The organism is Aminobacter sp. GW821-FHT11F06, assembly GCF_058808215.1.
Window position 1 is genome coordinate 1 of sequence record NZ_JBXARL010000007.1, and the last position, 23813, is coordinate 23813.

Below are 23813 nucleotides of genomic sequence, written 5' to 3' on the forward strand. Positions count from 1 at the left end.
GATGCGCACACACTTTCTTCTCCGCAATCTGCATCGCAGCGACGATCATCTTCTGGATCAATGAGTCCTGACCCTAGGCTCCTTCACTGGAGGTGTGGCATGACCAACGAGACCAACGCCGCTTCACAGCACAGGCTCGGCGCCCTGCTCATCGCCAGTTCGGCGGCCGTGTTCGGCCTTGCCGGCATCCTCACCAAGTCGATCGACGCCGATCCCCTGACCATCACCTGCTGGCGCGGGTTGGTGGGCGGCATACTGATCTCGGCCTATGTCTTGTGGCGGCGCCGCGACGGCGGTGGCGAAAGCCTCGAGCTCGGCTGGCAAGGCTGGGTGCTCGCCATATTGGGCACGTTTTCCAGCATCGCCTTCATCGCCGCGTTCAAGAACACCTATGTCGCCAATGTCGTTGTCATCTACGCCACAGTGCCGTTTGTCGTCGCCCTGCTCGCATGGCTGGTCGCCGGCGAGGTCTTCCGGCGCCAGACAGCGATTGCCGCCGCCATATGCCTGGTTGGCGTTGGGATCATGGTCTCGTCCGGGCTAGGCGGTGGCCATGCCTTCGGCGATGCGCTCGCCATGCTGATGACCCTCTCCTTCGCGCTTTATGCGGCACTTGTGCGCCGCTTCCGCAATGCACCGGTCGTCTGGGCCGGCGCCGTGTCGGCCTTTCTCGGCGTCATTCCTGCCTGGTTTGTCACCGATCCACTTGCCATAGCCACAGCCGACATTGCCCCGCTTGTAGCTTTCGGCTTCGCCTTCGCGCTCGCCGCCATCTTGTGGACCGAAGGTGCGCGCCGCATCCCTGCCGCCGAAGCAGGTCTTCTCGGCACGACCGAGGTGCCGTTCGGCATCTTCTTTGCCTGGCTGTTCCTGGCCGAGTTGCCGCCGGTCGCAAGCCTCGCTGGCGGCGCCATCGTGCTGGCCGCCGTGTTTGCGCACGCCTGGTACGACTGGGCCAGCGCCCGCCAAATTCCAGTTACCGCCACGCTGCGCGAAAAAGAAACATAAAAAGTCTGATCCTGCGGAACCAAATCCAAGGCACCGCGTTCTAGGCTCAGGACGGGTTGCCCCATCCCCCCATCCCCTCCACCCGTCCCTTTACCTTAAGCCGGTCGCAAGACCGGCTTTTTCCTGTCCCGGGGCCAAGGGGATGGCGGGATGACGATGCGCATTGACCTTGCGTCGTCATCGTCTAGTTTCAGTGCGCGCGGTGGGTGCTGCGTGCATTGGGAGGTGCGGCATGGTCCTGGCCAGTGCAATTGTGCTCGGCTTCGTCGCGGCATGGATGCTTGCCGCTGGTGTTTTGATGCATGGACGCGGCATCCGCTTCCGCCAGGCGCTGCTTTATCTGCCGCTCAAGCTGATCTACCGGGTGGACGATGCGGCCCTGCGCCAGGCGCGCGACGCCGATACGCCGGTGATCTACGTCATCTCGCACCAGTCGCGCATTGAGCCAGCGCTGATGCTGTCGCTGCTGCCCGAGCAGACGCTGCACATCCTCGACGAGGCATCCGCCCGCGCCCATTGGCTGGAGCCCTGGCGCGAGTTGGGCCGTACCATCGCCTTCAACGCCGAGCACGTCTTCGTCAGCCGCCGCCTGGTGCGCGTGCTGCGCGGCAAGGGCCGCCTCGCCGTCTACCTGCCCGACACCGTCGAGCCCGACGTCAAGTCGTTCAGGCTGTTTCGCGCCGTTGCCCGCATCGCCATGCAGGCCGACGCCCGGATCGTTCCGGTCTTCGTCAGCGGCGCCCGACATCTGCCCTTCTCGCTGACCCCGGCTGAACGCGCGCCGCGCCATTGGTTCCCGCGCCTCAGGATCGCAGCCCTTGCGCCGATGACCATGGCCGATCTGCTTCAGCGCGCCGGCTATTCGCAAACCACCACCGCCAACGCCTTGTTCGACCGCTTTGCCGAAGCGCGCCTTGCCGGCACCGATCTCGACCGGGGCGTGTTTTATTCGATGTGCGACGCCGCCAGCCGCTACGGCGCCTCGCGGCCCATCATCGAGGACGTCGTCAGCGGCGCCTTGAGCTACCGCAAGCTTTTGACCGGCGCGCGCGTGCTCGGCAAACGCTTCGAGGCCCTGTCCAGCCCCGGCGAAGCCGTCGGCATCCTGCTGCCCAATGCCAATGGCGTGGTGCTGGCCATGCTCGGCCTGATCTCGGCGGGACGCGTGGCAGCGATGATCAATTACACCGCTGGCAGCGCCAACGTCGCCTCGGCAGTGAAAACGGCCGCCATCAAGACAATCGTCTCCTCGCGCGCCTTCATCCAAAAGGCCGACCTCGGCGATGTCATCGCCGCCGCGGAACAGGCCGGCGCCGGGATGATCTGGCTGGAGGAGCTGCGCGACAGCGTCTCGACCGCCGAAAAGCTCGCGGCCGCGCTGCAATGGCGGCATGCGCTGTATCAGCAAGATGCGTCCAAACCGGCTGTCATCCTGTTCACCTCAGGGTCGGAAGGCACGCCCAAGGCGGTGGTGCTGTCACACCGCAACCTCGTCGCCAACGCCATGCAGGCCGAGGCGCGGATCACCATCTCGCCGGTCGACAAGCTGTTCAACGTGCTGCCGGTGTTCCACTCCTTTGGTCTCACCGGCGGCACCATCCTGCCGCTGCTCACCGGCGTACGGTTGTTCCTCTATCCCTCGCCGCTGCACTACAAGCTCATCCCTGACGTGGCGCGGAAAATCCGGCCAACGATCATGTTCGGCACCGACAGCTTCCTTTCCGCCTATGCGCGCACCGCCGAAGACGGCGATTTCTCCAGTCTGCGCTTCATCGTCGCCGGTGCCGAGCCGGTTCGGGCCGAAACGCGCCGCGTCTGGCGCGAGCGCTTCGGCGCCGAGATCATCGAGGGTTTTGGGCTGACGGAAGCCGCCCCCGTTGTCGCCGTCAACACGGCGACACACAGCCGCGACGGCACTGTCGGGCGTTTGCTGCCTGGTATGCGGATGCGGCTCGAAGAAATCGAAGGCGTGGCCGAAGGCGGGCAGCTCTGGCTATCGGGGCCCAACCTGATGATGGGCTACATGACCGCCGACCGTCCCGGCGAGCTGCAGCCGCTGGAAGGCTGGCACGACACCGGCGACATCGTTTCGGTTGACCGCGAGGGCTTCATCACCATTCGCGGCCGGGCCAAGCGCTTTGCCAAGATCGCCGGCGAAATGGTGTCGCTGGGTGCCGTCGAAATGCTGGTGCAGGCGCTGTGGCCGGAGGAACGCCATGCGGCGGTCGCCGTGCCCGACAAGCGCCGGGGCGAGCGCATCGTTTTGGTCACCACCGCCGGCAACGCTGATCCCGAGGCCTTGCGCCTCTACGGCAAGCAGGCCGGCGCCACGGAGCTGATGGTGCCGCACGACATCATCAAGGTCAGCGAGCTTCCGGTGCTCGGCTCGGGCAAGACAGATTATGTCGCCGCCCGCCGCATGGCGCTCGACCAGCTTGGATTGGCCGCTTAAGCTTCCGGCTTGGTATCGTCTGGCGTGGTTTCGGCGGCCGCTGCTTCGGCCGCCGCTAACGCCGCAGCACCTTCGATCTTGGCCCGGCGCGCATAAGCGCTGGCGCTCAGCGGCAAAAACAGCAGATAGCCGCCCACGGACGCCGTCAGCGTCTGCCAGGGATAGACGGTCAGAAGCAGCACGTAGAACACCGCAGCCAGCATCACCGGCAGCAGATATTCGCGCCGGACCCTGAGTGTCTTGCCGGAATAGATCGGCAGCCGGCTGACCAGCAGGAACGCGACCAGAATAGCAAAGGCGGTGCCGACATAGGCAACGGTGCGTGTCGGTTCGAGGCCGAGGAAACAGATGTACATCGGCGCCATCACCACCACGGCGCCTGCGGGTGCGGGCACGCCGACAAAATACTCCGCCTGCCAAGCCGGCCGGTCGAGGTCCTCATCAAGCACGTTGAAGCGGGCGAGCCTGAGGCCACAGGCAATGGCGAAAAGCAGCGCTGCGATCCAGCCAAGCGGGCCGGCACGGTCGAGCAGGAAAGCATAGAGCACGAGCCCGGGCGCCACGCCAAAATTGACGATGTCGGCGAGCGAATCCATCTGCGCGCCGAACTTCGACGTCGCCTTGAGCATCCGCGCCAGCCGCCCGTCGATACCGTCGAGGAAGGCAGCCAGCAGCACCATCACGACTGCCGATTCGAAGCGGCCTTCGAAGGCGAGGCGAATGCCTGACAAGCCGGCGCAGATCGCCAGAACGGTGATCAGATTGGGCAGCACCATGCGCAGCGGAATCTCGCGAATGCGCGGGCCGCCCTGGCCATGGGGTTCAAAGGGTTTGAAGGATGACACCAGCGTTGTCCTCAGGAGACCCGCACCAGCGGTGCGTGGCTGGTGCCGCCGAATTCGGCAAGCACGGTTTCACCCGCAACCGCGGTCTGGCCGACGGCGACGCGTGCAACAGCTGAAGTAGGCAGGAACACATCGACGCGCGAGCCGAAGCGGATCAGGCCGAAACGCTCGCCAACGCCGATATTGCCGCCGACATCGGCCCAGCAGACGATGCGCCGTGCGATGAGACCGGCGATCTGCACGGCAGCCACCTGGCCATTGGGGCTGTCGATGACAATGCCGTTGCGCTCGTTTTCCTGGCTCGCCTTGTCGAGTTCGGCATTGAGGAACTTGCCCGGACGATGCTCGATGCGCACGATCTTGCCGCGCACCGGCGCCCGGTTCACGTGGCAGGAAAAGACGTCCATGAACACCGAGATGCGGGTCATTTCGGCGGTGCCAAGGCCAAGCTCGCGCGGCGGCACGGCGGGACCGACTGCCGACACCACGCCATCGGCGGGACTTACCACCAGCTTGTCGTCGACAGGCGTCACGCGCTCGGGGTCACGGTAAAAATAGGCGCACCAGGCGGTGAGAATCGCCCCGACCCAGAACAGCGAAGTAGAGAAGAAGCCCAGCAGGACGGCGACCGCCGCAAATCCGGCAATGAAGGGGTACCCCTCGCGATGGACCGGAACGAAGGCGTTGCGGATCGTGTCGGCTATGCTCATGAAGGGGAGGCCGTTGCTGTTGAAGTCCCGGAGTGCTTACCGGAAACGACGCTAGGCCGCAACGCGGCATTGGCAGCGCCCACCGCTATCACCGGCAACGGGCGGCAGATGCCGCCCGCATGCGCGGATTACCCGGCGTCGGTGACCTCCGGGGTCCGGCGGCGCACAACGACGCCGAACTCGTCGGCCTCGCGCGCCTGGCGCAGCCGCTCCTCGGCCTCGGTGGCTTCGCGCTGGCGATCCCACATCGAGGCGTAGAGCCCGCCCTGCCCCAGAAGCTCACCATGGGTGCCGCGCTCGGCAATGCCGCCGTCGGCCAAAACGATGATCTCGTCGGCCGAAATGACCGTCGACAGCCTGTGGGCGATAACGATCGTGGTGCGGCCCTTGCTGACCAGGTCGAGCGCGCTCTGGATTTCCTGCTCGGTCTGGGTGTCGAGCGCCGATGTCGCCTCGTCCAGCATCAGGATCGGCGGCGCCTTGAGGATGGTGCGCGCGATCGCCACGCGCTGCTTCTCACCACCCGACAGTTTCAAGCCGCGCTCGCCGACCATCGACTTGTAGCCGTCCGGCATGCGCTCGATGAAGCTCGAAATCTGGGCCAGGTCGGCTGCCCGACGCACATCCTCTTCATCCGCGTTCATGCGGCCGTAGCGGATATTGTAGGCAATCGTGTCGTTGAACAGCACCGTATCCTGCGGCACCATGCCGATCTCCCCGCGCAGGCTCTCCTGGGTGACGTCGCGAATATCCTGGCCGTCGATCAGGATAGCGCCCTGCTGAATGTCGTAGAAGCGGAACAGCAGTCGCGAGATTGTCGACTTGCCGGCACCGGAAGGGCCAACGATCGCCACCGTCTTGCCGGCCGGCACCTCGAAGCTCACGCCCTTGAGTATCTGGCGGTTCGGGTCATAGGCGAAATGCACGTCGCGGAACTCGACGCGGCCGGAGCCGACAACGAGTGCCTGGGCGCCCGGTCTGTCGTTCACCTCCTGCGGCACGTCGAGCAGCTCGAACATCTTTTCGATGTCGGTCAGGCCCTGGCGGATTTCACGGTAGATCATGCCGATGAAGTTGAGCGGCACCGAAAGCTGCATCAGCATGGCGTTGACGAAGACGAAGTCGCCCACAGTCTGGGTGCCGGCCATCACCTCTTTTGCCGACATCCACATGACCACCGTCATGCCGAGACCGAAAATGACGCCCTGGCCGAAGTTGAGCCAGCCGAGCGAGGTCCAGGTCTTGGTCGCGGCCGACTCGTAGCGCGCCATCGAACGGTCGAAGCGCTCGGCTTCCATGCTCTCGTTGTTGAAGTATTTCACCGTCTCGAAATTGAGCAGCGAATCGATCGCCTTGGTGTTGGCGTCGGTGTCGGAATCGTTCATCTCGCGGCGGATGGCGATGCGCCAGTCGCTCGCCCGCACAGTGAACCAGACGTAGAGCCACACAGTGACGGCCACCACCGCCACATACTGCCAGCCATAAGCGAAGGCAAAGATGCCGGCCGTCAGCGCGAATTCCAAAATGGTCGGAGCGGTGTTGAGAATGGTGAAGCGGACAATCGTCTCGATGCCCTTGGTGCCACGCTCGATGATGCGCGACAGCCCACCCGTCCGGCGCTCGAGATGGAAACGCAACGACAGCTGGTGCATGTGCACGAAGGTACGATGGGCGAGCTGGCGCACCGCATATTGGCCAACGCTGGCAAACAGCGCGTCGCGCAGCTGGTTGAAGCCGAGCTGGACGATGCGCACGAAATTATAGGCGACCACCAGCATGACCGGAGCTGCCAGCAATGCCGGCAACGCCAGCGGCGTACGCTGGTCGCCGGCGAGCGCATCGGTCGCCCATTTGAAGAAATAAGGCCCAGCCACCAGCGTCAGCTTGGCGACGAACAGGAACACGGTTGCCCAAATCACGCGGGCCCTGAGGTCGGGCCTGTCTGCGGGCCACATATAGGGCCACAGGTTCTTGATCGTGCTGAGGGTCGAGCCGCGTTCGGCGGAGACGGTCTTGTTAGCCACTATGCTTGCCTTGATTAGATGTCCGCGCCTTCAACGGCGCAGCAGGATTCGACGAGCGCCGAGACGGATGCGGAAACGGCAGTCAGTGCCGCCTGGTCGATCTGATAGCGCGAGCGTTGCCGCTCCGGCGCGTAGCGGACCAGTCCGGCCTCGACGAGGATTTTCAGATGTTGCGAAACTGTCGACTGGGCGAGGTCGAGATGCGCGACCACTTCCTTGCAGCAGCACGACCTGCCGCCGCCGAGGCGCCGCAGGATTTCAAGCCGTGCGGGATGCGAGAGTGCCGCAAGCTTTTGCGCCACATCCGCAACGGATGGGGCGCGGCATGACGGTGCGGCGGCGGAGAATGATTTCATCGTTCATCGACGATAAACGATGAAATCTATCCGCGCAACCCGCCTTAACTGAAATGCGGTACCCGAAAAGCTACGGCTTGGGCGCGGGCATCGCCTGCTCGCCCATCGCGCCCATGTTGGCAGCCTCGCCCTCCTGGGACTTTTCCGGCACACGGAACACCTGGCCCGGCCAGATGCGGTCGGGATCGCTGATCTGGTCCTGATTGGCGAGATAGATGTTGGAATAGCGCACGCCCTGGCCATAGACGCGGCGCGAGATGCGCCACAAGGAATCGCCGCGGCGGATGATGACGGCACCATCGACCGATTCGAGTTTGGGCGCCGTCGCTTCGGGCATGGCCGGTGCCGAGGCAACTTCGGCTGGCTTTTCTTGCGACGCCGGAGCCTGAGCCGATGGCGCTGCGGGCACTTCGCCAGCCGTCGCTGCCGGGGCTTGGGGCTTTGCTGCGGCGTCAGCCGGTGCCGGCGCGACAGCCGCGACCGCTTCGCCCGGCTCGCGCTGGAACGGCACGGCCGCACGCGCCACGACCTTCACACCGTCCGGCTCAAGCGCGTCGGCGCGGATGATGTAGTCGCCGACTGGCAGTTCACGCTCGGCTTCGATCAGGAAGCGGCCTTCCGGCGTCGTCTGGGTTTCGCCGATCAGGATCTCGTTGGCATAGGCACGCACCTTGCGGCCCGCATCGGCAATACCAGCGATGAAGATCTTCTTGCCTTCGATCTCGACGGCTTCGACTGCGATCTTCACCTTCGATGCTGATGTGACAGGTTTTGCCGGCGCCGGCTGCGATGCGGTCTGTCCTTCGGGTGCCGCTGCCGGCGCGTTGGCCGGCTGTTCCGCGGCGGGCAGCTTCGTCGGTGCCTGGGCAGGCTTGGGGACGGTAATCAGCTCGGACGGTTTGCCCGGCTCTTCGACAAGCGCAAGCACCTGTCCGCCCGGCTCCGAAGGCACGGAAACCACGGCGGTTTCGGTCGACGTCGCCACGACATTGTCAGGTGCCGTCGCGCGCAGCACGATCTGGTAATCGCCCGGCTTGAGCGGCTGGTCGAGCACGACGGCGAAATCGCCGTCGACGCCTGCGACCGCGGCCCCGATGACCTTCGACCCCGTGACTATCTCGACCTTGGCATTGCCTGCCGCCTTGCCGGCAACCACCAGTGCACCATTGTCTTCGACGCGCACGACATCGAAGGACGGCGCCACCACAACGGGTGCCAGCGCTGCGGGGGCTTGCCCCTCGGCTGCCGGCTTCGCCGTCCCCGGAATCTTGTCCGCCTTCGGCGCGGCTGTTGTAGGTGCCGGCAAGCTCGCCACCACGGCGGGCGGCGCCAGATAGGGATCAAGCGCACCAGACACATATGCAACGGTCACAGCAGCGGCCGAGCCGCCTGCTGCGAGAAGGAAGATTTTCAACGGATTAATTGCCATATATCCCTGCCCCTAGCCCTCAGATGGGTCTACCTTGTTTTGCCGGCAGCGACAAGAAAAAGCCCTGTCCGGGCTTGACCCGGTCTGTGGAGGCAATACCCAATCATATCATGAACACGATTCGATCCATCTGCGTCTATTGCGGCTCCTCGCCGGGCCACGATGAAGTCTACATCAAGGCCGGCCATCTGCTCGGCCACTCGATCGCCAAGGCGGGCCTCAGGCTCATCTATGGCGGCGGCACCAAGGGCATCATGGGCGCGGTCGCCGATGGCGCGCAGCGCGCCGGCGGCAAGGTCACCGGCATCATACCGCGTTTCCTGATGAACAAGGAAGCGACCGAAACCGCCCTCACCCGGCTCGACGAACTGGTCATCACCGATAACATGCACGAGCGCAAGCACATGATGTTCGAGAAATCGGACGCTTTCGTTGCGTTGCCTGGTGGCATCGGCACTGTCGAGGAGATCGTCGAGATCATGACCTGGGCGCAGCTCGGCCATCACCTCAAGCCGATCGTCTTCGTCAACGTCAAGGGTTTCTGGGACCCGATGCTGGCCCTGCTCGATCACATGAAGGCCGAAGGCTTCGTGCATACCTCGCATCTGGTCCAGCCGATGGTGGTCGACGAACCGGAAGCCGTGGTCCCCGCGATCCTGGTCGCGGCAGGCTCCGACTCCACCCCTACCGAAGGCGTTCAGTCGCTCATCGACAAGATGTGAGAACGGCCGCTCAGACCTATCTACGCACGCAGATCGGCAGTGATGACGCCCGAGGCCAAAATCTCGTCTTCATGCGGCGGATCGCGCCAGGTCTCCGCCAACGCCGCATTGTACCAATCGTGCATGGCCGCAGTTTTGAGCATGGTGGCGATGTAGGCGCCTGAGCCTCCGCCGAAATCGAGCGCGTAGGTCTGTGCCCGGAAGACGACCGGGGCGAAGAACGCATCCACCGCCGTGAATGTGTCGCCCGCCAGGAACGGGCCGCCGAAGCGCTCGAGCCCCTGGTTCCACAGCGCACCAATGCGCGCGATGTCTTTTTCCAGCCCCGCCGAACGCTCCTTGAGGCTGACACGCACGCCGCAGCTCATGCCGCAGACATTGCGCAACGTTTGAAATCCGGAGTGCATCTCGGCTGCGGCTGAACGCGCCCATGCCCTAGCTGCGGGATCGTGCGGCCAGACGCTCTCATGGCGCTCGGCCAGATATTCGACGATCGCCAGCGAGTCCCACACGGTCAGGTCGCCATCGATGAGGACCGGCACGCTGCTCGTCGGCGAAAACGAATGGAAATCCGGCTGGCCTGGCGGGTTTCCGAACTGCATCTGCCGCTCGGTGAAGGCAATGCCCTGCATGCGCATCAGCACCCAGGGCCTGAGCGACCAGGACGAATAGTTCTTGTTGGCGATATAGAGCTGGTACATCCGCTTTGACTTCCGCAATCAGCCGTTCTTCGAGCGTTCAGAGAACATCGACCACGTGTAGATCGCCAGCGCCACCCAGATCAAGGCGAACGCCACCGCGCGCTCGCTCGAGAACGGCTCGTGGAAGATGAAGATCGCAATGACGAAGATCATCGTCGGCGCGATGTATTGCATGATGCCGATTGTCGACATCCTGAGCAGCTTGGCGCCATTGGCAAACAGGATCAGCGGTACGGCGGTGACGACGCCGCAGCCGAGCATCAGCCAGACGTCGGTCATGCCGGTGGTGCCAAAATGGCCGGCGCCAGTCGCCTGGAGATAAAAGATATAGCCCAGCGCCGGCAGCCCGAGGATCAGCACTTCGAGGAAAAACCCCTGCGCCGGACCGATCGGCAGCGTCTTCTTGAACAGCGCGTAAAAGCCCCAGGACAGCGCCAGAACGATGGAAACCCACGGCAAACCGCCGCTTTCCCAGGTCAAAAGGGCGACCGCAATCGCCGCAAGCCCGATCGCCACCATCTGCGCGCGCGTCAGCTTTTCGCCCAGCACGATGGCGCCCAGGAACACGGAAAACAGTGGATTGATGTAGTAGCCGAGCGCGGTTTCGAGCGCGCGGTCATTGCCGATAGCCCAGACATAGACGCCCCAGTTGATGGTGATCAGGGTTGCCGTCAGCGTGCCCATCAAAAGCGTGCGCGGATTGCGCAGTGCCACCTTGATGTCGGAGGTGCGGCCGAGCCACCACAGCAACAAAGCCGCAATCGGAATCGACCAGGTGATGCGATGCGCAATCACCTCAGCGGCGGGAATATGGGCCACGGCCTTCATGTAGAAGGGCAAAAAGCCCCACATCAGATAGGCCGAAAGGGCAAACAGGAAGCCGCGGGAGGCTTCGTCCTTGGTGATCGCAGGCGTGTTGATGCTCATGGCGCGATCCTATGCGCCCGCTTGTCCGGACAGGCCATTTCAAAATACTGATGGTCCACCCGCTTTTCATTGATGGATCAATCAATAGGGCCAGCTTTCAGCGCCGGCCCTAACGCTCCAAGCCAGCTGCTATTCCGCCGCCACCAGCCCGGCCATCTCGCGGTTCTTCATCAGCTTGTAGATGATCGAATCCATCAACGCCTGGAACGAGGCGTCGATGATGTTGGTCGACACGCCGACCGTCCACCAGCGCGCGCCGGTGCTGTCATGCGATTCGATCAGCACGCGGGTTATCGCCTCGGTGCCGCCATTGAGGATACGCACCTTGTAGTCGACAAGTTCGAGGTCGCCGATCTCGTTCTGGAACTTGCCGAGATCCTTGCGCAGCGCGATGTCGAGCGCGTTTATCGGCCCGTCGCCCTCGGCCACCGACATCTTCTCCTCGCCATCAACCATAACCTTCACCACCGCTTCAGACACGGTCTTGAGATTGCCGTTGGCGTCGAAACGACGCTCGACAAGACAGCGGAACGAGGTCACGCGGAAGAACTCCGGCACCTCATGCAGCATGCTGCGCGCCAGAAGCTCGAAGCTGGCATCGGCCCCTTCATAGGCATAACCCTCGGCCTCGCGCTCCTTGACCACTGAAATCAGCGAATCGAGCCGACGGTCGTCCTTGGGCACGTCGATGCCGCGCCGCTTGAGCTCGGCGATGAAATTGGCCTTGCCGCCCTGGTCCGACACCATCACCTTGCGGCGATTGCCGACCAGCTCCGGCTGCACGTGCTCGTAGGTCTTGGGCTCCTTGGCGATGGCCGAGGCATGGATGCCGGCCTTGGTGGCGAAGGCCGATGCCCCGACATAAGGCGACTGCGCCTCGGGCGCGCGGTTGAGCAGTTCGTCAAACGCACGCGACAGCCTTGAGATGCCGGCCAGGGCATCAGCCGAAACGCCCGTCTCGAAACGCTCGGCGAAATGCGGCTTGAGCGCCAGCGTCGGCACGATGGTGATCAGATTGGCATTGCCGCAGCGTTCGCCGATGCCGTTGATCGTGCCTTGGACCTGGCGCACGCCGGCTTCGATGGCCGCGAGTGAATTGGCGACCGCCTGGCCGGTGTCGTCATGGGCATGGATGCCGAGATTGGCGCCCGGAATGCCCGAAGCGATCACCTTGGCGACGATCTCGCGCATCTCGGCCGGCTGTGTGCCGCCATTGGTGTCGCACAACACCACCCAGCGCGCGCCGGCAACATAGGCGGTGCGGGCGCAGGCCAGCGCATAGTCGGGATTGGCCTTGAAGCCGTCGAAGAAGTGCTCGCAATCGACCATCGGCTCCTTGCCGGCGGCGCGGGCCGCTTCGACCGAAGCCTGGATCGACTCGAGGTTTTCCTCGTTGGTCACGCCGAGCGCGACCCGGACATGATAATCCCAGCTCTTGGCGACGTAGCAGACGGCGTCCGACTTGGCCTGCAGCAGGGTGGCGAGGCCGGGGTCGTTGGAAGCCGACACCCCTGCCCGCTTGGTCATGCCGAAGGCGACGAATTTGGCCCGCTTGGTCCGCTTTTCGGCAAAGAACGCCGTGTCGGTCGGGTTGGCGCCGGGATAGCCGCCCTCGACATAATCAAGACCGAATTCGTCGAGCATGGCGGCGATCGCGATCTTGTCTTCGACCGAAAAGTCGATGCCCGGCGTCTGCTGGCCGTCGCGCAGTGTCGTGTCGAAAAGATAGATGCGTTCGCGTGCCATTGTCATTTCCCTGCGAACCTGTCTGTCGCCCTGACCAGCTGGTTCAATATGCCCGGCTCCGAGTAAGCATGTCCGGCGCCCTCGATGAGATGGAACTCGGCTTGCGGCCAGGCCTTGTGCAGCGCCCAGGCATATTTGGCCGGGCACGGCATGTCATAGCGCCCATGGACGATGACGCCGGGAATGTCGCGCAGCTTGTGGGCGTCACGGATCAGCTGGCCCTCGTCCATCCAGCCGGCATGGACGAAATAGTGGTTCTCGATGCGGGCAAAAGCCACGGCGAAGTCGTCCTCGCCGAATTTGCCGCTGGTATCGGGGTCAGGCAGCAGCGTGATCGTCTCGCCTTCCCACAGGCTCCAGGCAAGAGCGGCTTCGACCTGCGCCTTCCGGTCGTTACCTACGAGGCGCTTGCGGTAGGCGCCCATCATGTCGCCGCGTTCGGCCTCGGGGATCGGGGCGATAAAACGCTCCCATTTGTCGGGAAACATCTCGGAGACGCCGAACTGGTAATACCACTCAAGCTCGGCCCGGGTCAGCGTGTAGATGCCGCGCACCACGAGCTCGCTCACCTTGTCGGGATGCGTTTCGGCATAGGCCAGCGCCAGCGTCGAACCCCAGGAGCCACCGAACACCAGCCATTTGTCGTGGCCTGCCATCTCGCGCAGCCGCTCGATGTCGGCGACGAGATGCCAGGTCGTGTTGGCGTCGAGCGAGGCGTTGGGCACCGACTTGCCGCAACCACGCTGGTCGAACAGCATGATGTCGTAGAGCTTCGGGTCGAACAGGCGGCGATGCTTGGGTGAGGTCGCACCGCCTGGACCGCCATGCAGGAACACCGCAGGCTTGCCACCCCTGGTGCCCGAGCGCTCCCAATAGACCTGGTGGCCGTCGCCGACATCGAGCATGCCGCTGTCGAAGGGTTCGATCTCGGGATAAAGGCCGCGCAGTTCGGTGCTCATAGTTTCAGTCCGTGTTCCGGCCAGTTGGCCGTTTCTTGATCGGGATGCTGGAAGGAGATGATCTGCTCCTGCCGTTTATAGTAGTCGGGGTTGTCGTGGACCGGCTGGTCGAAGACCGTCTCGACCCAGGGCAGCCGGGCGCCATGGTTGATCTGGATCGTCGGCGCGAGATCGGAGCGGTCGTCGAACGAACCGATGGAGATTTCGAGCCCGTCCGGCTGGCGGTAGGTCATCGGCGTGCCGCAGCGCTGGCAGAAACCACGCGCGATGTTCACCGAGGACTGAAAGTAGCTCGGCTCCTCGCGAATCCATTCGACACCGTCTGTCGGAACACCGACAAAAGCGCCGAAAAATGAGCCGAATTGCTTCTGGCACATGCGGCAATGGCAAATGGAGGCGCGCCCAAGCGTGCCATGGATGCGAAAACGCACGGCGCCGCACTGGCAGCCGCCTGTTCTAACTGTCTCGGTCATGACCTTTTCTCCGGTGGCCATTGTTCAGTGTCGTGATCTGGGTGCTGGCGGTTCGACGGGGCGACCGCTGCGTACCAAGCCGTTTCGTCCGCCGACAGCTCAACTGTGTCGAGTTCGCCGAACCACGGCATCTTGGCGGCGAAACCGCACTGGAATGTCGGCGTGACGGAGCCCGGATCGTCGAGTGAGCCGAGCACCACATTGACCGTATCGCGTGCCACCACGTCGAACAGCAGTGGCGTGCCGCAGCTACGGCAGAAGCCCCGCCGCACGACGTCGGACGACTGGAACCAACCGACCTCGCCGCGCGTCACCACGAACTTCGCCTTAGGCGTGCGCGCCAGCGGCAGGAAATAGTTGCCGGAGGCTTTCTGGCACATGCGGCAATGGCAGATATGCGCGTTCTCCAGCGCCTGGTCGACGCGGTAACGTACGGCACCGCACTGGCAGCCGCCTGTCAAGGGCCCGTTCATTTGCGCTCCTGCGGTGGCCATTGATCGGTGTCGTGATCGGGATGCTGGTAAGAGACGATGTCGTTGACGAAGTCGGCAGCGTCCGGGTCGTCCTCCGTCGTGTAACCCGGCAACTCGTGGACATGGTCGACATAAGGCAGCTTGCCCTCGAGCCCCCACTGGACGGTCGGCGCGATCTCTTCCGGCTCGTCGAAGGCTGCGATCGCCAAGGCGACGCCGTCCGGCGCCTCATAGCTCAGCGGCGTGCCGCATTCGCCACAAAAGCCGCGATAGGCAAAATTCGAGGAACGGAATTTCTTCGGCTCGCCGCGCGTCCAGATCAGTTTCGCCTGCCGAACAGAGACTAGCGGCGCATAAAAATTGCCGAACGCCTTCTGGCACATGCGGCAATGACAGACCGAGGCATCGCCGAGCGCGCCTTCGATGTGAAAACGCACCGCGCCGCATTGGCAACCGCCGGTATAAACAGGCTTGTTGTCGAGGCTCATCATGGCATTCCCTTATGCCGGCGCATGGCATACCGCCTCGATGTTGTTGCCGTCGGGATCAAAGACGAAGGCGGCATAATAGTCGGGATGGTAGTGCGGGCGCGGGCCCGGCCCGCCATTGTCCTTGCCACCAGCTGCGATCGCCGCGGCGTAAAACGCATCGACCTCGGCGCGGCTGCGGGCGGTAAACGCATAGTGGCGCCCCGGACCGGCTTCCGCCTCATGCAGCCAGAACACCGGGCGCTCGCGGCCATAACCACCAACCTTGACGCCGCCGGTATATTCGCCCGGCACCATCATCAAAAGCTTCGCACCCAGCGGCGCGAATGCCTTGTCGTAGAAGGCCGTCGCCTTGTCGAAATCGGCAACCGAAATTCCAGTATGGTCGATCATTGCACGAACTCCTGCTTCATGCGCGTGGCTCCGACCGTTCCGCCTTGGCCGGCAGAGATGACGATATGCTGGCAGACATTGTCGATAGCGCGAAGAATGTCATCGTTCCAGAAGCGGAGGATGGTCCAGCCGAGATCCTGCAGCTTGGCGGTGCGTACCGCGTCTGCTTCCGCAACTTCGGCTGAGCCGTGCTGCGAACCGTCAATCTCCACAATCAGCTTGTGCGTTGGACAGGCAAAATCGACAATGTAGCCGGCGATCGGCATTTGCCGGCGAAACCCCAGTCCCATCAGGCGATGCGCTCTCAACTCATTCCAGAGTTTCAGCTCAGCATCGGTCATCTGCTTGCGCATCTTGCGCGCATTGCGACGGTTCGCCTGAACGACTGGGTAGTGGGTCATTGCCGTCCACCCCCCTCTGCCCTGCCGGGCATCTCCCCCTCAAGGGGGGAGATCATGCTGTGGCGGCGTTTCGCCTTGACTTGAAACGTTGGCGATTGGGCTGGTCGGCTGATGACGGCATGATCTCCCCCCTTGAGGGGGAGATGCCCGGCAGGGCAGAGGGGGGTGGGCAGCCCCGCACTTTCCACACCTTGCGCCGCCCTCATCACCGCTTGACCTCCCATGTCGTCACGCGCTCGCCACTCACCGGATCCTTGCCGTCCTTGAGTTGTACGCCCTGCGCCAACAGTTCATCGCGGATCCTATCGGCCTCGGCCCAGTTCTTGGCGGCGATGAAGGCCAGACGTTGCGCGATCACGTCGGCAACAGCAGCCTCGTCGACCTCGGCCGCCTCAAGCCCAAAGCCGAGAAACAGCAGTGCCGCTTTCAAACGCGCAGCCGCTTCGACATTCCCAGCCGCTTCGCTCGCCAGCTGCGAAAGTCCATGGAACGCCGTCGCCGTTGCCAGATCGTCGCTCAGCGCCGCAACCAGTGCTTCGGGCACGTGACCGTCCGCCGTGCCAGCTACGTCAGCCGCGCGCTTCCATTTGCGCAGCGTATTCTCGGCCTCTTCGAGCTTCCTCACCGAAAAGTCGATCGGCTCGCGGTAATGCGTCATCAGCATCGCCAGCCGCAGCACCTCGCCCGGCCATTTGCGTCCGCCGAACCGTTCCGTCTCCAGCAACTCCTGGATGGTGAAGAAGTTGCCCAGGCTCTTGGACATCTTCTGGCCCTCGACCTGCAGGAAGCCGTTGTGCATCCAGTAATTGGCCATGACCTCGGTGCCGTGGGCGCAGCGCGACTGGGCGATCTCGTTTTCATGATGGGGGAAGATCAGGTCGAGCCCGCCGCCATGGATATCGAAGACCTCGCCGAGATAGGCCGACGCCATGGCCGAGCACTCGATGTGCCAGCCAGGGCGGCCTCGCCCCCAGGGGCTTTCCCAGCCCGGCTCTTCGGCCGAGGACGCCTTCCACAAAACGAAATCGCCGGGGTTCTTCTTGTGGGCCTCGACCTCGACGCGGGCGCCGGCCTGCTGCTCGTCGAGATTGCGCTTCGACAATTGCCCGTAGTCGGCCATCGAGCCGGTGTCGAACAGCACTTCGCCTTCAGCTTCATAGGCATGGCCGCGTTCGATGAGACTGAGAATCAAGGTGATCATGTCGGCGCGGCCGTCGGCGCGTGGTTGCACGAACTCCGTCGCCCGCGGCTCGACTGTCGGTTCGAGGCAGCCGAGCGCCTTGACGTCGGCCTGGTACTGGTTCGCCGTCTTTTCGGTGACACGCCTGATCGCCTCGTTGAGCGGCAGATCGGGGAAGTCACGCAAGGCGCGCGCGTTGATCTTGTCGTCGAGGTCGGTGAGGTTGCGCACATAGGTGACGTGATCGGCGCCATAGAGGTGGCGCAGCAGGCGGAACAGCACGTCGAAGACGATCGCCGGGCGCGCATTGCCGATATGGGCGAAGTCGTAAACCGTCGGCCCGCAGACATACATCCGCACGTTTTGCGGATCGATCGGCACGAAGTCCTCCTTCGTGCGCGTCAGCGTATTGGTAAGGCGCAAGCCCTTGAACGCCCCGGACTTCATCGATGCTTCAGACATAGAACTCCCCTGGCCTGCTGGCCCGGGCGTTTGTCCTGTCTCGTGTGAAGATGAGGCGAAAACGTCCTGACCAGCGCGAACGCTAGCCAATAATGCAAATGCCGGAAATGGCGAAAGACGTTTTCATCACGGGCTTTATCGCCTCACCAACCTGTTGCCGTCAAGACGCATCGACATGAAACTTTACCGCCCGAACCGGAACGGAAGCAGTACTGAAACAATTTATTAAACATCCCGGCACCGTAATGAAACATCGCCCGGATAAAAGGCGCTGCATGCCACGAATTCGACCGAATCCGTAAGCAAATGCAGCCGCTCACAACAGAGCTGACTTTAGGGAAGAGACCAATGAAACGAAAACAAGCCGAAGCAGACCGAGCGCGTAGCCAGTACGCCGAACTCGCCAAGCACTACCGGGCCATCGGCCCCGCAGCAATTCTTGCCGCGCTGATCTGCGCGCCGAAGAAAGACAAGGCACAGCCCAAGCTTACCAAGGCAGCCTAGGCCCGGCTCACCAGGCTGAGACCGATCGCGGTCATCACCACGCCGATCAGAAGATCGAGCACGCGCCACGCGGCAGGCCGGGCAAAGACCGGCTCGAGAAGCCGGGCGCCATAGCCGAGCCCGAAGAACCAGACGAACGATGCAGTCGCAGCGCCCAGCCCATAGGCCAGGCGCGCCTGACCTTCATAGGCGGCCGACAGGCCGCCCAACAGCACCACCGTGTCGAGATAGACATGGGGGTTGAGGAAGGTGAAGGCGAGACAGGCGGCGACGGCCGGCCACAACCGCGTCTCCCCTGATTTGGCCGCTTGCAACACTTCGGGTTTCAGGGCGCGGCGGAAGGCGATCACCGCATAGGCGAACAAAAACAGGGCGCCACCCACCGTCACCGCCATGATCAGGTTCGGCGACCGCGAAATCAGCGTGCCGAGCCCGGCGACGCCGGCGGCGATCAGCAATGCGTCCGACAGCGCGCAGATCAGGCTCAAAATGAAGACGTGCTGGCGCAAAAGCCCCTGGCGCAGGATGAACGCGTTCTGCGCGCCGATCGCGATAATCAGCGAGGCACCAAGCAGAAAACCGGAGATGGCGGCGGAAAAAATCGGCTGTGTCACGCCGCTCTTCTAGCTCGACCTCAAAACAGTTTCATCTGGTCGTCGTCGCTGGACTTACGCTTTTCCACTTTTGGCTTTTCAGGTGCGGCCTCCGGCAGCGGCTCGACCCGGTCCTGGATCTCGGGGCCGACATTGGCGACCTTGTTGACCAGTTCCGACACCGGGATCTGCTCGAAGAAATCGGTCTGCGCCGGGCGCATCAGCTTGGCGACGTCGCGCGGCTCCTGGGTGCGGCAGTCGAGCCAGCGGGCGAAATCCTCAGGCTGGATCACCACGGGCATGCGGTCGTGGATGTGCAGGATGTCGGCGCTGGCGCCGGTGGTCAGGATGGCAGCGGTGTCCATCTCCGAACCGCCCGGTTCGCTCCAGGTCTCCATCAGCCCGGCCAGCGCCACCAGCCCGCCCTTGCGCGGCCTCAGCCAATAGGGCTGGCGGCGGTTGCCCGGCAGCTTTTTCCACTCGTAAAAGCCGGAAACCGGAATCAGCGCCCGCCGGTGGCGCATCGCCGTCTTGAACGAGGCCTTTTCGATCGCCGATTCGGAGCGCGCGTTGAACAAAAGCGGCATGTCGGCCGGGTTCTTCGCCCAGGCGGGAATGAGCCCCCAGCGCGCCAGCAGCGCCATGCGGTCGGGCAGGTTCGAGCCCGGCGGGCGCTGCGGCCCGGCCATCACCACGAGGATCGGCTGCGTCGGCGCCACATTGTAGCGCGGCGGAAAACTTTCGAGATCGCCCACGCCCATGAAGGCGGCCGTCTCGTCGGGCGATGCCAGAACCGCTATTCGTCCGCACATGAATTTTGGCCTTCCATGACATTCGAGCTGAAAGTGGCGATGGATCGCCACGATCGCAACCGCTAAAGCAGTTGCGGTCGGCTGTTACATAATGGAACACGACCCAGGCGAGAACAGATGAACGAACCCCAGATTGTGCCCGCCGTTTCAGTCGCCGTGCTGCGCGGCCGGGCGATCATGCTCGTTCGTCGTGGCCGCGCGCCGTCCAAAGGCCTCTATGCCTTTCCCGGCGGTCGCGTCGAGGCCGACGAAACGCTTGAGGACGCCGCTCGCCGCGAGCTCATGGAAGAGACCGGCATCGCCGTCGGTGCGCTTGTGCCGTTGCGCGAAATCCTCATCGACAGCCGCGCCGAAGGTGCCTCGGTCTATCGCCTCACTGTCTTTGGCGCGCGCCATGTCGGCGGCGAGCCGGTCAGCGGCGACGACGCCGATGAAGCGGCATTTCATGACCTCGAAGAGATCGAGCGCTTGCCGCTCACCGATTCGACGCTCGACATCGTGCTCGAACTTCTTGACGGGCGAGTAATTCTGCCGGGATAGCCGCGCTCGCGGCCTTGCGGGCGACAAATTGTTTCGCCACAAAAGCTTATGAGCCGCGCTTCGACCTTGTTGATTGCTATCACGCTTGCCGCGAGCACCGTGCTTGCTGCACCCGCGCGGGCAGTCGATGCGCCATTCGAGCCGGGCCTGCTGCGCCTCGCCGAGGTTTTGGGCTCGCTGCATTTCCTGCGCAATCTGTGTGGCGAAAAGGGCACCCAGTGGCGCGGCGAGATGGAAAAGCTGCTCCAGGCCGAGAATCCCACACCCGAGCGCCGCGCCCGATTCATCGCCAGCTTCAACCGCGGCTACCGCTCTTTCGACGGCGCCTACACCGCGTGCACGGCCTCCGCCACCGAGGCGATAACCCGCTACATGAAGGAAGGCGAGACGCTCAGCCGCGACATCGCCTCGCGCTACGGTAATTAACAGGCTATTTACTTTCCCGGCATTGCCGACCGTACACGGACGGCCGATTGTGTTAGCTGTCTTAACGGGACATTAAAGGGATAGCTCAAGTTGATCCGAATCACCGGGTCGCTTGGCAGGGTGAAAGACCGAAATGGAACAAAGCGTAACCGACATCGACGCCCTGGTTCGGGAAGAAAAGCGCCTGACCGCCGTCGAGAGCCATAACGAGGCGTGGGCGGAAGGTCTTTCCGCCGGCATCGAGCCCGAGATCATCGCCGAAGCAGCGCTTGCGACCGCTTTTGCCGAGATCGTGGCCGCCAATGGCGAGCGCGCGGCCCTTGCGATGCTCGAGCGCATGCGCGCCAAGGTCGAGGCTGGCGAATTCGAGCCGCTGCGCCTGCGGCATTGAGCCCAACCCCTGTTCTTTGACTAGCCGACACGGTTTCGGCATCATGCCGGGCAGATGGAAGTGTTGGAGCGTCCTTGCGCCTCCAACGGGACGCGCGGCACTCTAAAATACCGGAGCCTGGAATTGATGCGGCCACAGACTGATACAGCGCCCCGCGGCGCATCGCGACTTGCTGTTCTCGGCCTTGCCGCGTCGCTTGTCCTGCCGCTTTATGCCTCGTCGGCGTTCGCCTTGAGCGAGATCAAGCGCGAGGAAATTCCGGCACCCGTCACCCCGCCCAAGCCTGCGACCGACCAGAGCGGGACTCCGGAAAAGTCGGTGCCGATGCCCGACCCGATCCAGACGCCTCCGGCCGCCACTCCCCCTGCTACCGACCAAGCGCCCGAGGACCAGCAGACCGAACCGCAGGACGAGCCGGCCACGCCCGACGCCACCGGCCCTGCCGCGCCGCATCTCGACACTGAGGGACCACTGCCCGAGATCGTCTACGACCTCAGCCGCCTGCCCGAGCCGGTCGCGCGCATGCGCAGCCTGCTCGTTGAAGCCGCCAAGACCGGTGACATCGAAAAGCTTCGCCCACTGATCGGCAAGGGTGATGCCATGCCGCAGCTGTCTTTCACCGAAGTCGAAGGCGACCCGATCGCCTTCATCAAGGGGCTTTCCGGCGACGGCGAAGGCCAGGAAATCCTCGCCATCATGGAAGAGGTCCTGAACGCCGGTTACGTCCATCTCGGCGAAGGCACTGACGAGGACCTTTATGTCTGGCCCTATTTCTTCGGCATCCCGCTCGACAAGCTCGATCCGCGCCAGAAGGTCGAACTGTTCAAGATCGTCACCGCCGGCGACTATGAGGACATGAAGCAATACGGCGCGTACGTCTTCTACCGCCTCGGCATCACGCCCGAGGGCCGCTGGGCGTTCTTCGTCGCCGGCGATTGAGGATCGAACCCTTCCTTCGCCCCGTTTACGGGGAGAAGGTGGCCCGAAGGGCCGGATGAGGGGCAACTCCACGACCGGGGATAGTGCGCGTTGGTCGCGCGCTTGGAGCGCCGACTCCCACGGTTTCACCATTCATGCGGCGCCCCGCTGATCCACGTCACGGCATGGATTCCCGACACTCTCCGCTCGTTCCTCGCTCACGAGGTCGGGAATGACGGAGTGCAGGAGGGCGAACTCGCAAAAACTTCAACGCCAGCGGTAGGCGCACGAACAGCCTCGGCGATTGGTCAAACGCAAACGCTGGCGTTTGGCGGAAATGGTGAATGAAGATCGTCATTCCCGACCTCGTGAGCGAGGAACGAGCGGAGAGTGTCTGGAATCCATGCCGTGACGTCGACGAAGTCGGAACGGTGCAAGCACTGCCGACCCGAATGACTGGCGGCATCGGTGCAAAACCGGGGCTGCCCCGGTGTTACCTCACCACAGCTTCCGAAAACTCCACCGCCTTGCCCTGCGACGGCGTGACAATCTCACCCTGCCACATGACGCGGATGCCACGGATGATGGTGCCGACCGGCCAGCCGGTGACCTGCTTGCCGTCATAAGGCGTCCAGCCGGCTTTCGAGCCGGCCTGGGCGTTGGTGATTGTCTCGGTGCGCTTCATGTCGACGACGGTGAAGTCGGCGTCGTAGCCGGCGGCAATGCGGCCCTTGCGCGCCATGCCGAAAATGCGGTTCGGGCCGTGGCTCGCGAGATCCACGAAACGTTCGAGCGTCAGCCTGCCGGCGTTCACATGGTCGAGCATGATCGGCACCAGCGTCTGCACGCCGGTCATGCCCGAAGGCGATGCCGGATAGGGTTTTGCCTTTTCAGCCAGCGTGTGCGGCGCATGGTCGGAGCCGAGCACATCGACGACGCCTTGCGAAATGCCGTGCCAGATGCCGTCGCGATGGCGCGCGGCTCGCACCGGCGGGTTCATCTGCAGCAGCGTGCCGAGCCTGGCATAATCGTCCGAGCTCATGGTCAAATGATGCGGTGTCGCCTCGCAGGTGGCGACATCCTTGTGATGTTCGAGGAAGGCGATCTCTTCGGCCGTCGAGATGTGCAGCACATGGATGCGCGCGCGGGTCTCATGCGCGATGCGCACCAGGCGCTCGGTGCACTGCAGGGCTGCGATCTCGTCGCGCCAGATCGGGTGCGAGGACGGGTCGTTGTCGACACGCTCACCAAGCCGCTCGCGCAGGCGGAACTCATCTTCGGAATGGAAGGCGGCGCGGCGGCGGGTGTTGCGCAGGATCGAGGCCACGCCCTCGTCGTCCTCGACCAGAAGGTCGCCAGTCGACGAGCCCATGAACACCTTGATGCCGGCGGCGCCTGGCAGGCGTTCCAGCTCGGCCACATCCTTGGCGTTCTCGCGTGTGCCGCCGACCCAGAAGGCGAAGTCGCAATGCATGCGCGCGGTGGCGCGGCTGACCTTGTCGGCGAGCGCTGCCTCGCTTGTCGTCAGCGGGTTGGTGTTGGGCATCTCAAAGACCGCGGTGACACCGCCGAGCACGGCCGCGCGCGAACCTGTCTCCAAGTCTTCCTTGTGCTCGAGGCCCGGCTCGCGGAAATGCACCTGGGAATCGACCACGCCTGGCAGGATGTGCAGGCCGCGGCAGTCGATGGTCTCGCCAGCCGATGCGTGACCGAGATCACCGATGGCGGCGATCCTGCCATTGGTCACGCCGACGTCGCGGACGCCTGTGCCGTCATGATTGACGACGGTGCCGCCCTTGAGGATGAGATCGAAGGTGGTTGCCATGTCGCGCGTGCCCTTGTCTGGGAATTGACTGCGGCTTACGTAATGGCTCTCCGAA

The 23813-nt window shown here is 63.6% G+C and carries 26 protein-coding genes; 8 read left to right on the forward strand and 18 right to left on the reverse strand.

Features of this window, described 5'->3' with window-relative positions; translation table 11 throughout:
* The first annotated feature begins 99 nt into the window (after positions 1–99).
* Together AC1RTB_RS17325 and AC1RTB_RS17330 are read left to right on the forward strand one after the other, a co-directional pair.
* A complete protein-coding gene (locus AC1RTB_RS17325; protein ID WP_492880298.1) occupies positions 100–1008 on the forward strand; it encodes a DMT family transporter in 909 nt (302 codons plus the stop codon).
* A gap of 232 nt (positions 1009–1240) precedes the next feature.
* Positions 1241–3460 carry an AMP-binding protein gene (locus tag AC1RTB_RS17330; protein ID WP_492880297.1) on the forward strand — a complete coding sequence of 740 codons (2220 nt, stop codon included), beginning with the start codon at positions 1241–1243 and terminating at the stop codon, positions 3458–3460.
* Here AC1RTB_RS17330 and AC1RTB_RS17335 read toward each other — a convergent pair.
* The 5 genes from AC1RTB_RS17335 to AC1RTB_RS17355 form a co-directional block, all read right to left on the reverse strand.
* Positions 3457–4308, reverse strand: a complete 852-nt coding sequence (locus AC1RTB_RS17335) for a CDP-alcohol phosphatidyltransferase family protein (protein WP_492880323.1) — start codon at positions 4306–4308, stop codon at positions 3457–3459. The genes AC1RTB_RS17330 and AC1RTB_RS17335 overlap by 4 nt on opposite strands.
* A gap of 8 nt (positions 4309–4316) precedes the next feature.
* Positions 4317–5015: a phosphatidylserine decarboxylase gene (locus AC1RTB_RS17340; RefSeq protein ID WP_492880296.1), complete on the reverse strand. Its 699-nt coding sequence runs from the start codon at positions 5013–5015 to the stop codon at positions 4317–4319.
* A 128-nt stretch (positions 5016–5143) separates the two neighbouring features.
* The gene (locus tag AC1RTB_RS17345; RefSeq protein ID WP_492880295.1) at positions 5144–7039 is read right to left on the reverse strand and encodes an ABCB family ABC transporter ATP-binding protein/permease; all 1896 of its coding nucleotides are present in this window, start codon (positions 7037–7039) and stop codon (positions 5144–5146) included.
* 14 nt (positions 7040–7053) lie between these two features.
* Positions 7054–7395 carry an ArsR/SmtB family transcription factor gene (locus AC1RTB_RS17350; RefSeq protein ID WP_492880294.1) on the reverse strand — a complete coding sequence of 114 codons (342 nt, stop codon included), beginning with the start codon at positions 7393–7395 and terminating at the stop codon, positions 7054–7056.
* Between the two features lie 70 nt (positions 7396–7465).
* Entirely contained in the window at positions 7466–8824 is a 1359-nt protein-coding gene (locus tag AC1RTB_RS17355; protein WP_492880293.1) for a LysM peptidoglycan-binding domain-containing protein, read from the reverse strand.
* 110 nt (positions 8825–8934) lie between these two features.
* Here AC1RTB_RS17355 and AC1RTB_RS17360 point away from each other — a divergent pair, with 110 nt between their 5' ends.
* Complete coding sequence (locus AC1RTB_RS17360) at positions 8935–9546, forward strand: LOG family protein (protein WP_492880292.1); 612 nt, start codon at positions 8935–8937, stop codon at positions 9544–9546.
* 20 nt (positions 9547–9566) lie between these two features.
* On the opposite strand, the gene AC1RTB_RS17365 is transcribed toward AC1RTB_RS17360, so the two are convergent.
* The 10 genes from AC1RTB_RS17365 to cysS form a co-directional block, all read right to left on the reverse strand.
* Positions 9567–10247 carry a glutathione S-transferase family protein gene (locus AC1RTB_RS17365; protein ID WP_492880291.1) on the reverse strand — a complete coding sequence of 227 codons (681 nt, stop codon included), beginning with the start codon at positions 10245–10247 and terminating at the stop codon, positions 9567–9569.
* An 18-nt stretch (positions 10248–10265) separates the two neighbouring features.
* Positions 10266–11174 carry an EamA family transporter RarD gene (gene rarD / locus AC1RTB_RS17370; protein ID WP_492880290.1) on the reverse strand — a complete coding sequence of 303 codons (909 nt, stop codon included), beginning with the start codon at positions 11172–11174 and terminating at the stop codon, positions 10266–10268.
* 129 nt (positions 11175–11303) lie between these two features.
* Complete coding sequence (gene cimA, locus AC1RTB_RS17375) at positions 11304–12926, reverse strand: citramalate synthase (RefSeq protein WP_492880289.1); 1623 nt, start codon at positions 12924–12926, stop codon at positions 11304–11306.
* Entirely contained in the window at positions 12923–13879 is a 957-nt protein-coding gene (gene pip, locus AC1RTB_RS17380; protein WP_492880288.1) for a prolyl aminopeptidase, read from the reverse strand. The genes cimA and pip overlap by 4 nt, the downstream gene beginning before the upstream one ends.
* On the reverse strand, positions 13876–14352 hold the full coding sequence (locus AC1RTB_RS17385) for a GFA family protein (protein WP_492880287.1): 477 nt from the start codon (positions 14350–14352) through the stop codon (positions 13876–13878). The genes pip and AC1RTB_RS17385 overlap by 4 nt, the downstream gene beginning before the upstream one ends.
* Entirely contained in the window at positions 14349–14825 is a 477-nt protein-coding gene (locus tag AC1RTB_RS17390; RefSeq protein ID WP_492880286.1) for a GFA family protein, read from the reverse strand. The genes AC1RTB_RS17385 and AC1RTB_RS17390 overlap by 4 nt, the downstream gene beginning before the upstream one ends.
* Positions 14822–15313: a GFA family protein gene (locus tag AC1RTB_RS17395; RefSeq protein ID WP_492880285.1), complete on the reverse strand. Its 492-nt coding sequence runs from the start codon at positions 15311–15313 to the stop codon at positions 14822–14824. The genes AC1RTB_RS17390 and AC1RTB_RS17395 overlap by 4 nt, the downstream gene beginning before the upstream one ends.
* Positions 15314–15325: 12 nt before the next feature.
* Entirely contained in the window at positions 15326–15706 is a 381-nt protein-coding gene (locus AC1RTB_RS17400) for a VOC family protein (protein WP_492880284.1), read from the reverse strand.
* Positions 15703–16107, reverse strand: coding sequence for an endonuclease domain-containing protein (locus AC1RTB_RS17405; RefSeq protein ID WP_492880283.1), 405 nt, complete (start codon positions 16105–16107; stop codon positions 15703–15705). The genes AC1RTB_RS17400 and AC1RTB_RS17405 overlap by 4 nt, the downstream gene beginning before the upstream one ends.
* 205 nt (positions 16108–16312) lie before the next feature.
* Entirely contained in the window at positions 16313–17749 is a 1437-nt protein-coding gene (gene cysS / locus AC1RTB_RS17410; protein ID WP_492880282.1) for a cysteine--tRNA ligase, read from the reverse strand.
* A 348-nt stretch (positions 17750–18097) separates the two neighbouring features.
* On the opposite strand from cysS, the gene AC1RTB_RS17415 reads away from it, so the two are divergent.
* A complete protein-coding gene (locus AC1RTB_RS17415; RefSeq protein ID WP_476785292.1) occupies positions 18098–18253 on the forward strand; it encodes a transcriptional regulator in 156 nt (51 codons plus the stop codon).
* On the opposite strand, the gene AC1RTB_RS17420 is transcribed toward AC1RTB_RS17415, so the two are convergent.
* Together AC1RTB_RS17420 and AC1RTB_RS17425 are read right to left on the reverse strand one after the other, a co-directional pair.
* The gene (locus AC1RTB_RS17420) at positions 18250–18855 is read right to left on the reverse strand and encodes a LysE/ArgO family amino acid transporter (protein WP_492880322.1); all 606 of its coding nucleotides are present in this window, start codon (positions 18853–18855) and stop codon (positions 18250–18252) included. The genes AC1RTB_RS17415 and AC1RTB_RS17420 overlap by 4 nt on opposite strands.
* A 32-nt stretch (positions 18856–18887) precedes the next feature.
* Positions 18888–19658: an SOS response-associated peptidase gene (locus AC1RTB_RS17425; protein ID WP_492880281.1), complete on the reverse strand. Its 771-nt coding sequence runs from the start codon at positions 19656–19658 to the stop codon at positions 18888–18890.
* A gap of 117 nt (positions 19659–19775) precedes the next feature.
* On the opposite strand from AC1RTB_RS17425, the gene AC1RTB_RS17430 reads away from it, so the two are divergent.
* The 4 genes from AC1RTB_RS17430 (at position 19776) to AC1RTB_RS17445 (ending at position 21954) form a co-directional block, all read left to right on the forward strand.
* Positions 19776–20198, forward strand: coding sequence for an NUDIX hydrolase (locus AC1RTB_RS17430; RefSeq protein WP_492880280.1), 423 nt, complete (start codon positions 19776–19778; stop codon positions 20196–20198).
* A gap of 48 nt (positions 20199–20246) precedes the next feature.
* Positions 20247–20624, forward strand: a complete 378-nt coding sequence (locus tag AC1RTB_RS17435) for a TIGR02301 family protein (protein ID WP_492880279.1) — start codon at positions 20247–20249, stop codon at positions 20622–20624.
* A gap of 133 nt (positions 20625–20757) precedes the next feature.
* A complete protein-coding gene (locus AC1RTB_RS17440; protein ID WP_492880278.1) occupies positions 20758–21015 on the forward strand; it encodes a hypothetical protein in 258 nt (85 codons plus the stop codon).
* A gap of 126 nt (positions 21016–21141) precedes the next feature.
* Positions 21142–21954: a hypothetical protein gene (locus tag AC1RTB_RS17445; protein ID WP_492880277.1), complete on the forward strand. Its 813-nt coding sequence runs from the start codon at positions 21142–21144 to the stop codon at positions 21952–21954.
* A gap of 472 nt (positions 21955–22426) precedes the next feature.
* On the opposite strand, the gene AC1RTB_RS17450 is transcribed toward AC1RTB_RS17445, so the two are convergent.
* Entirely contained in the window at positions 22427–23758 is a 1332-nt protein-coding gene (locus tag AC1RTB_RS17450; RefSeq protein ID WP_492880276.1) for a dihydroorotase, read from the reverse strand.
* Positions 23759–23813 lie beyond the last annotated feature (55 nt).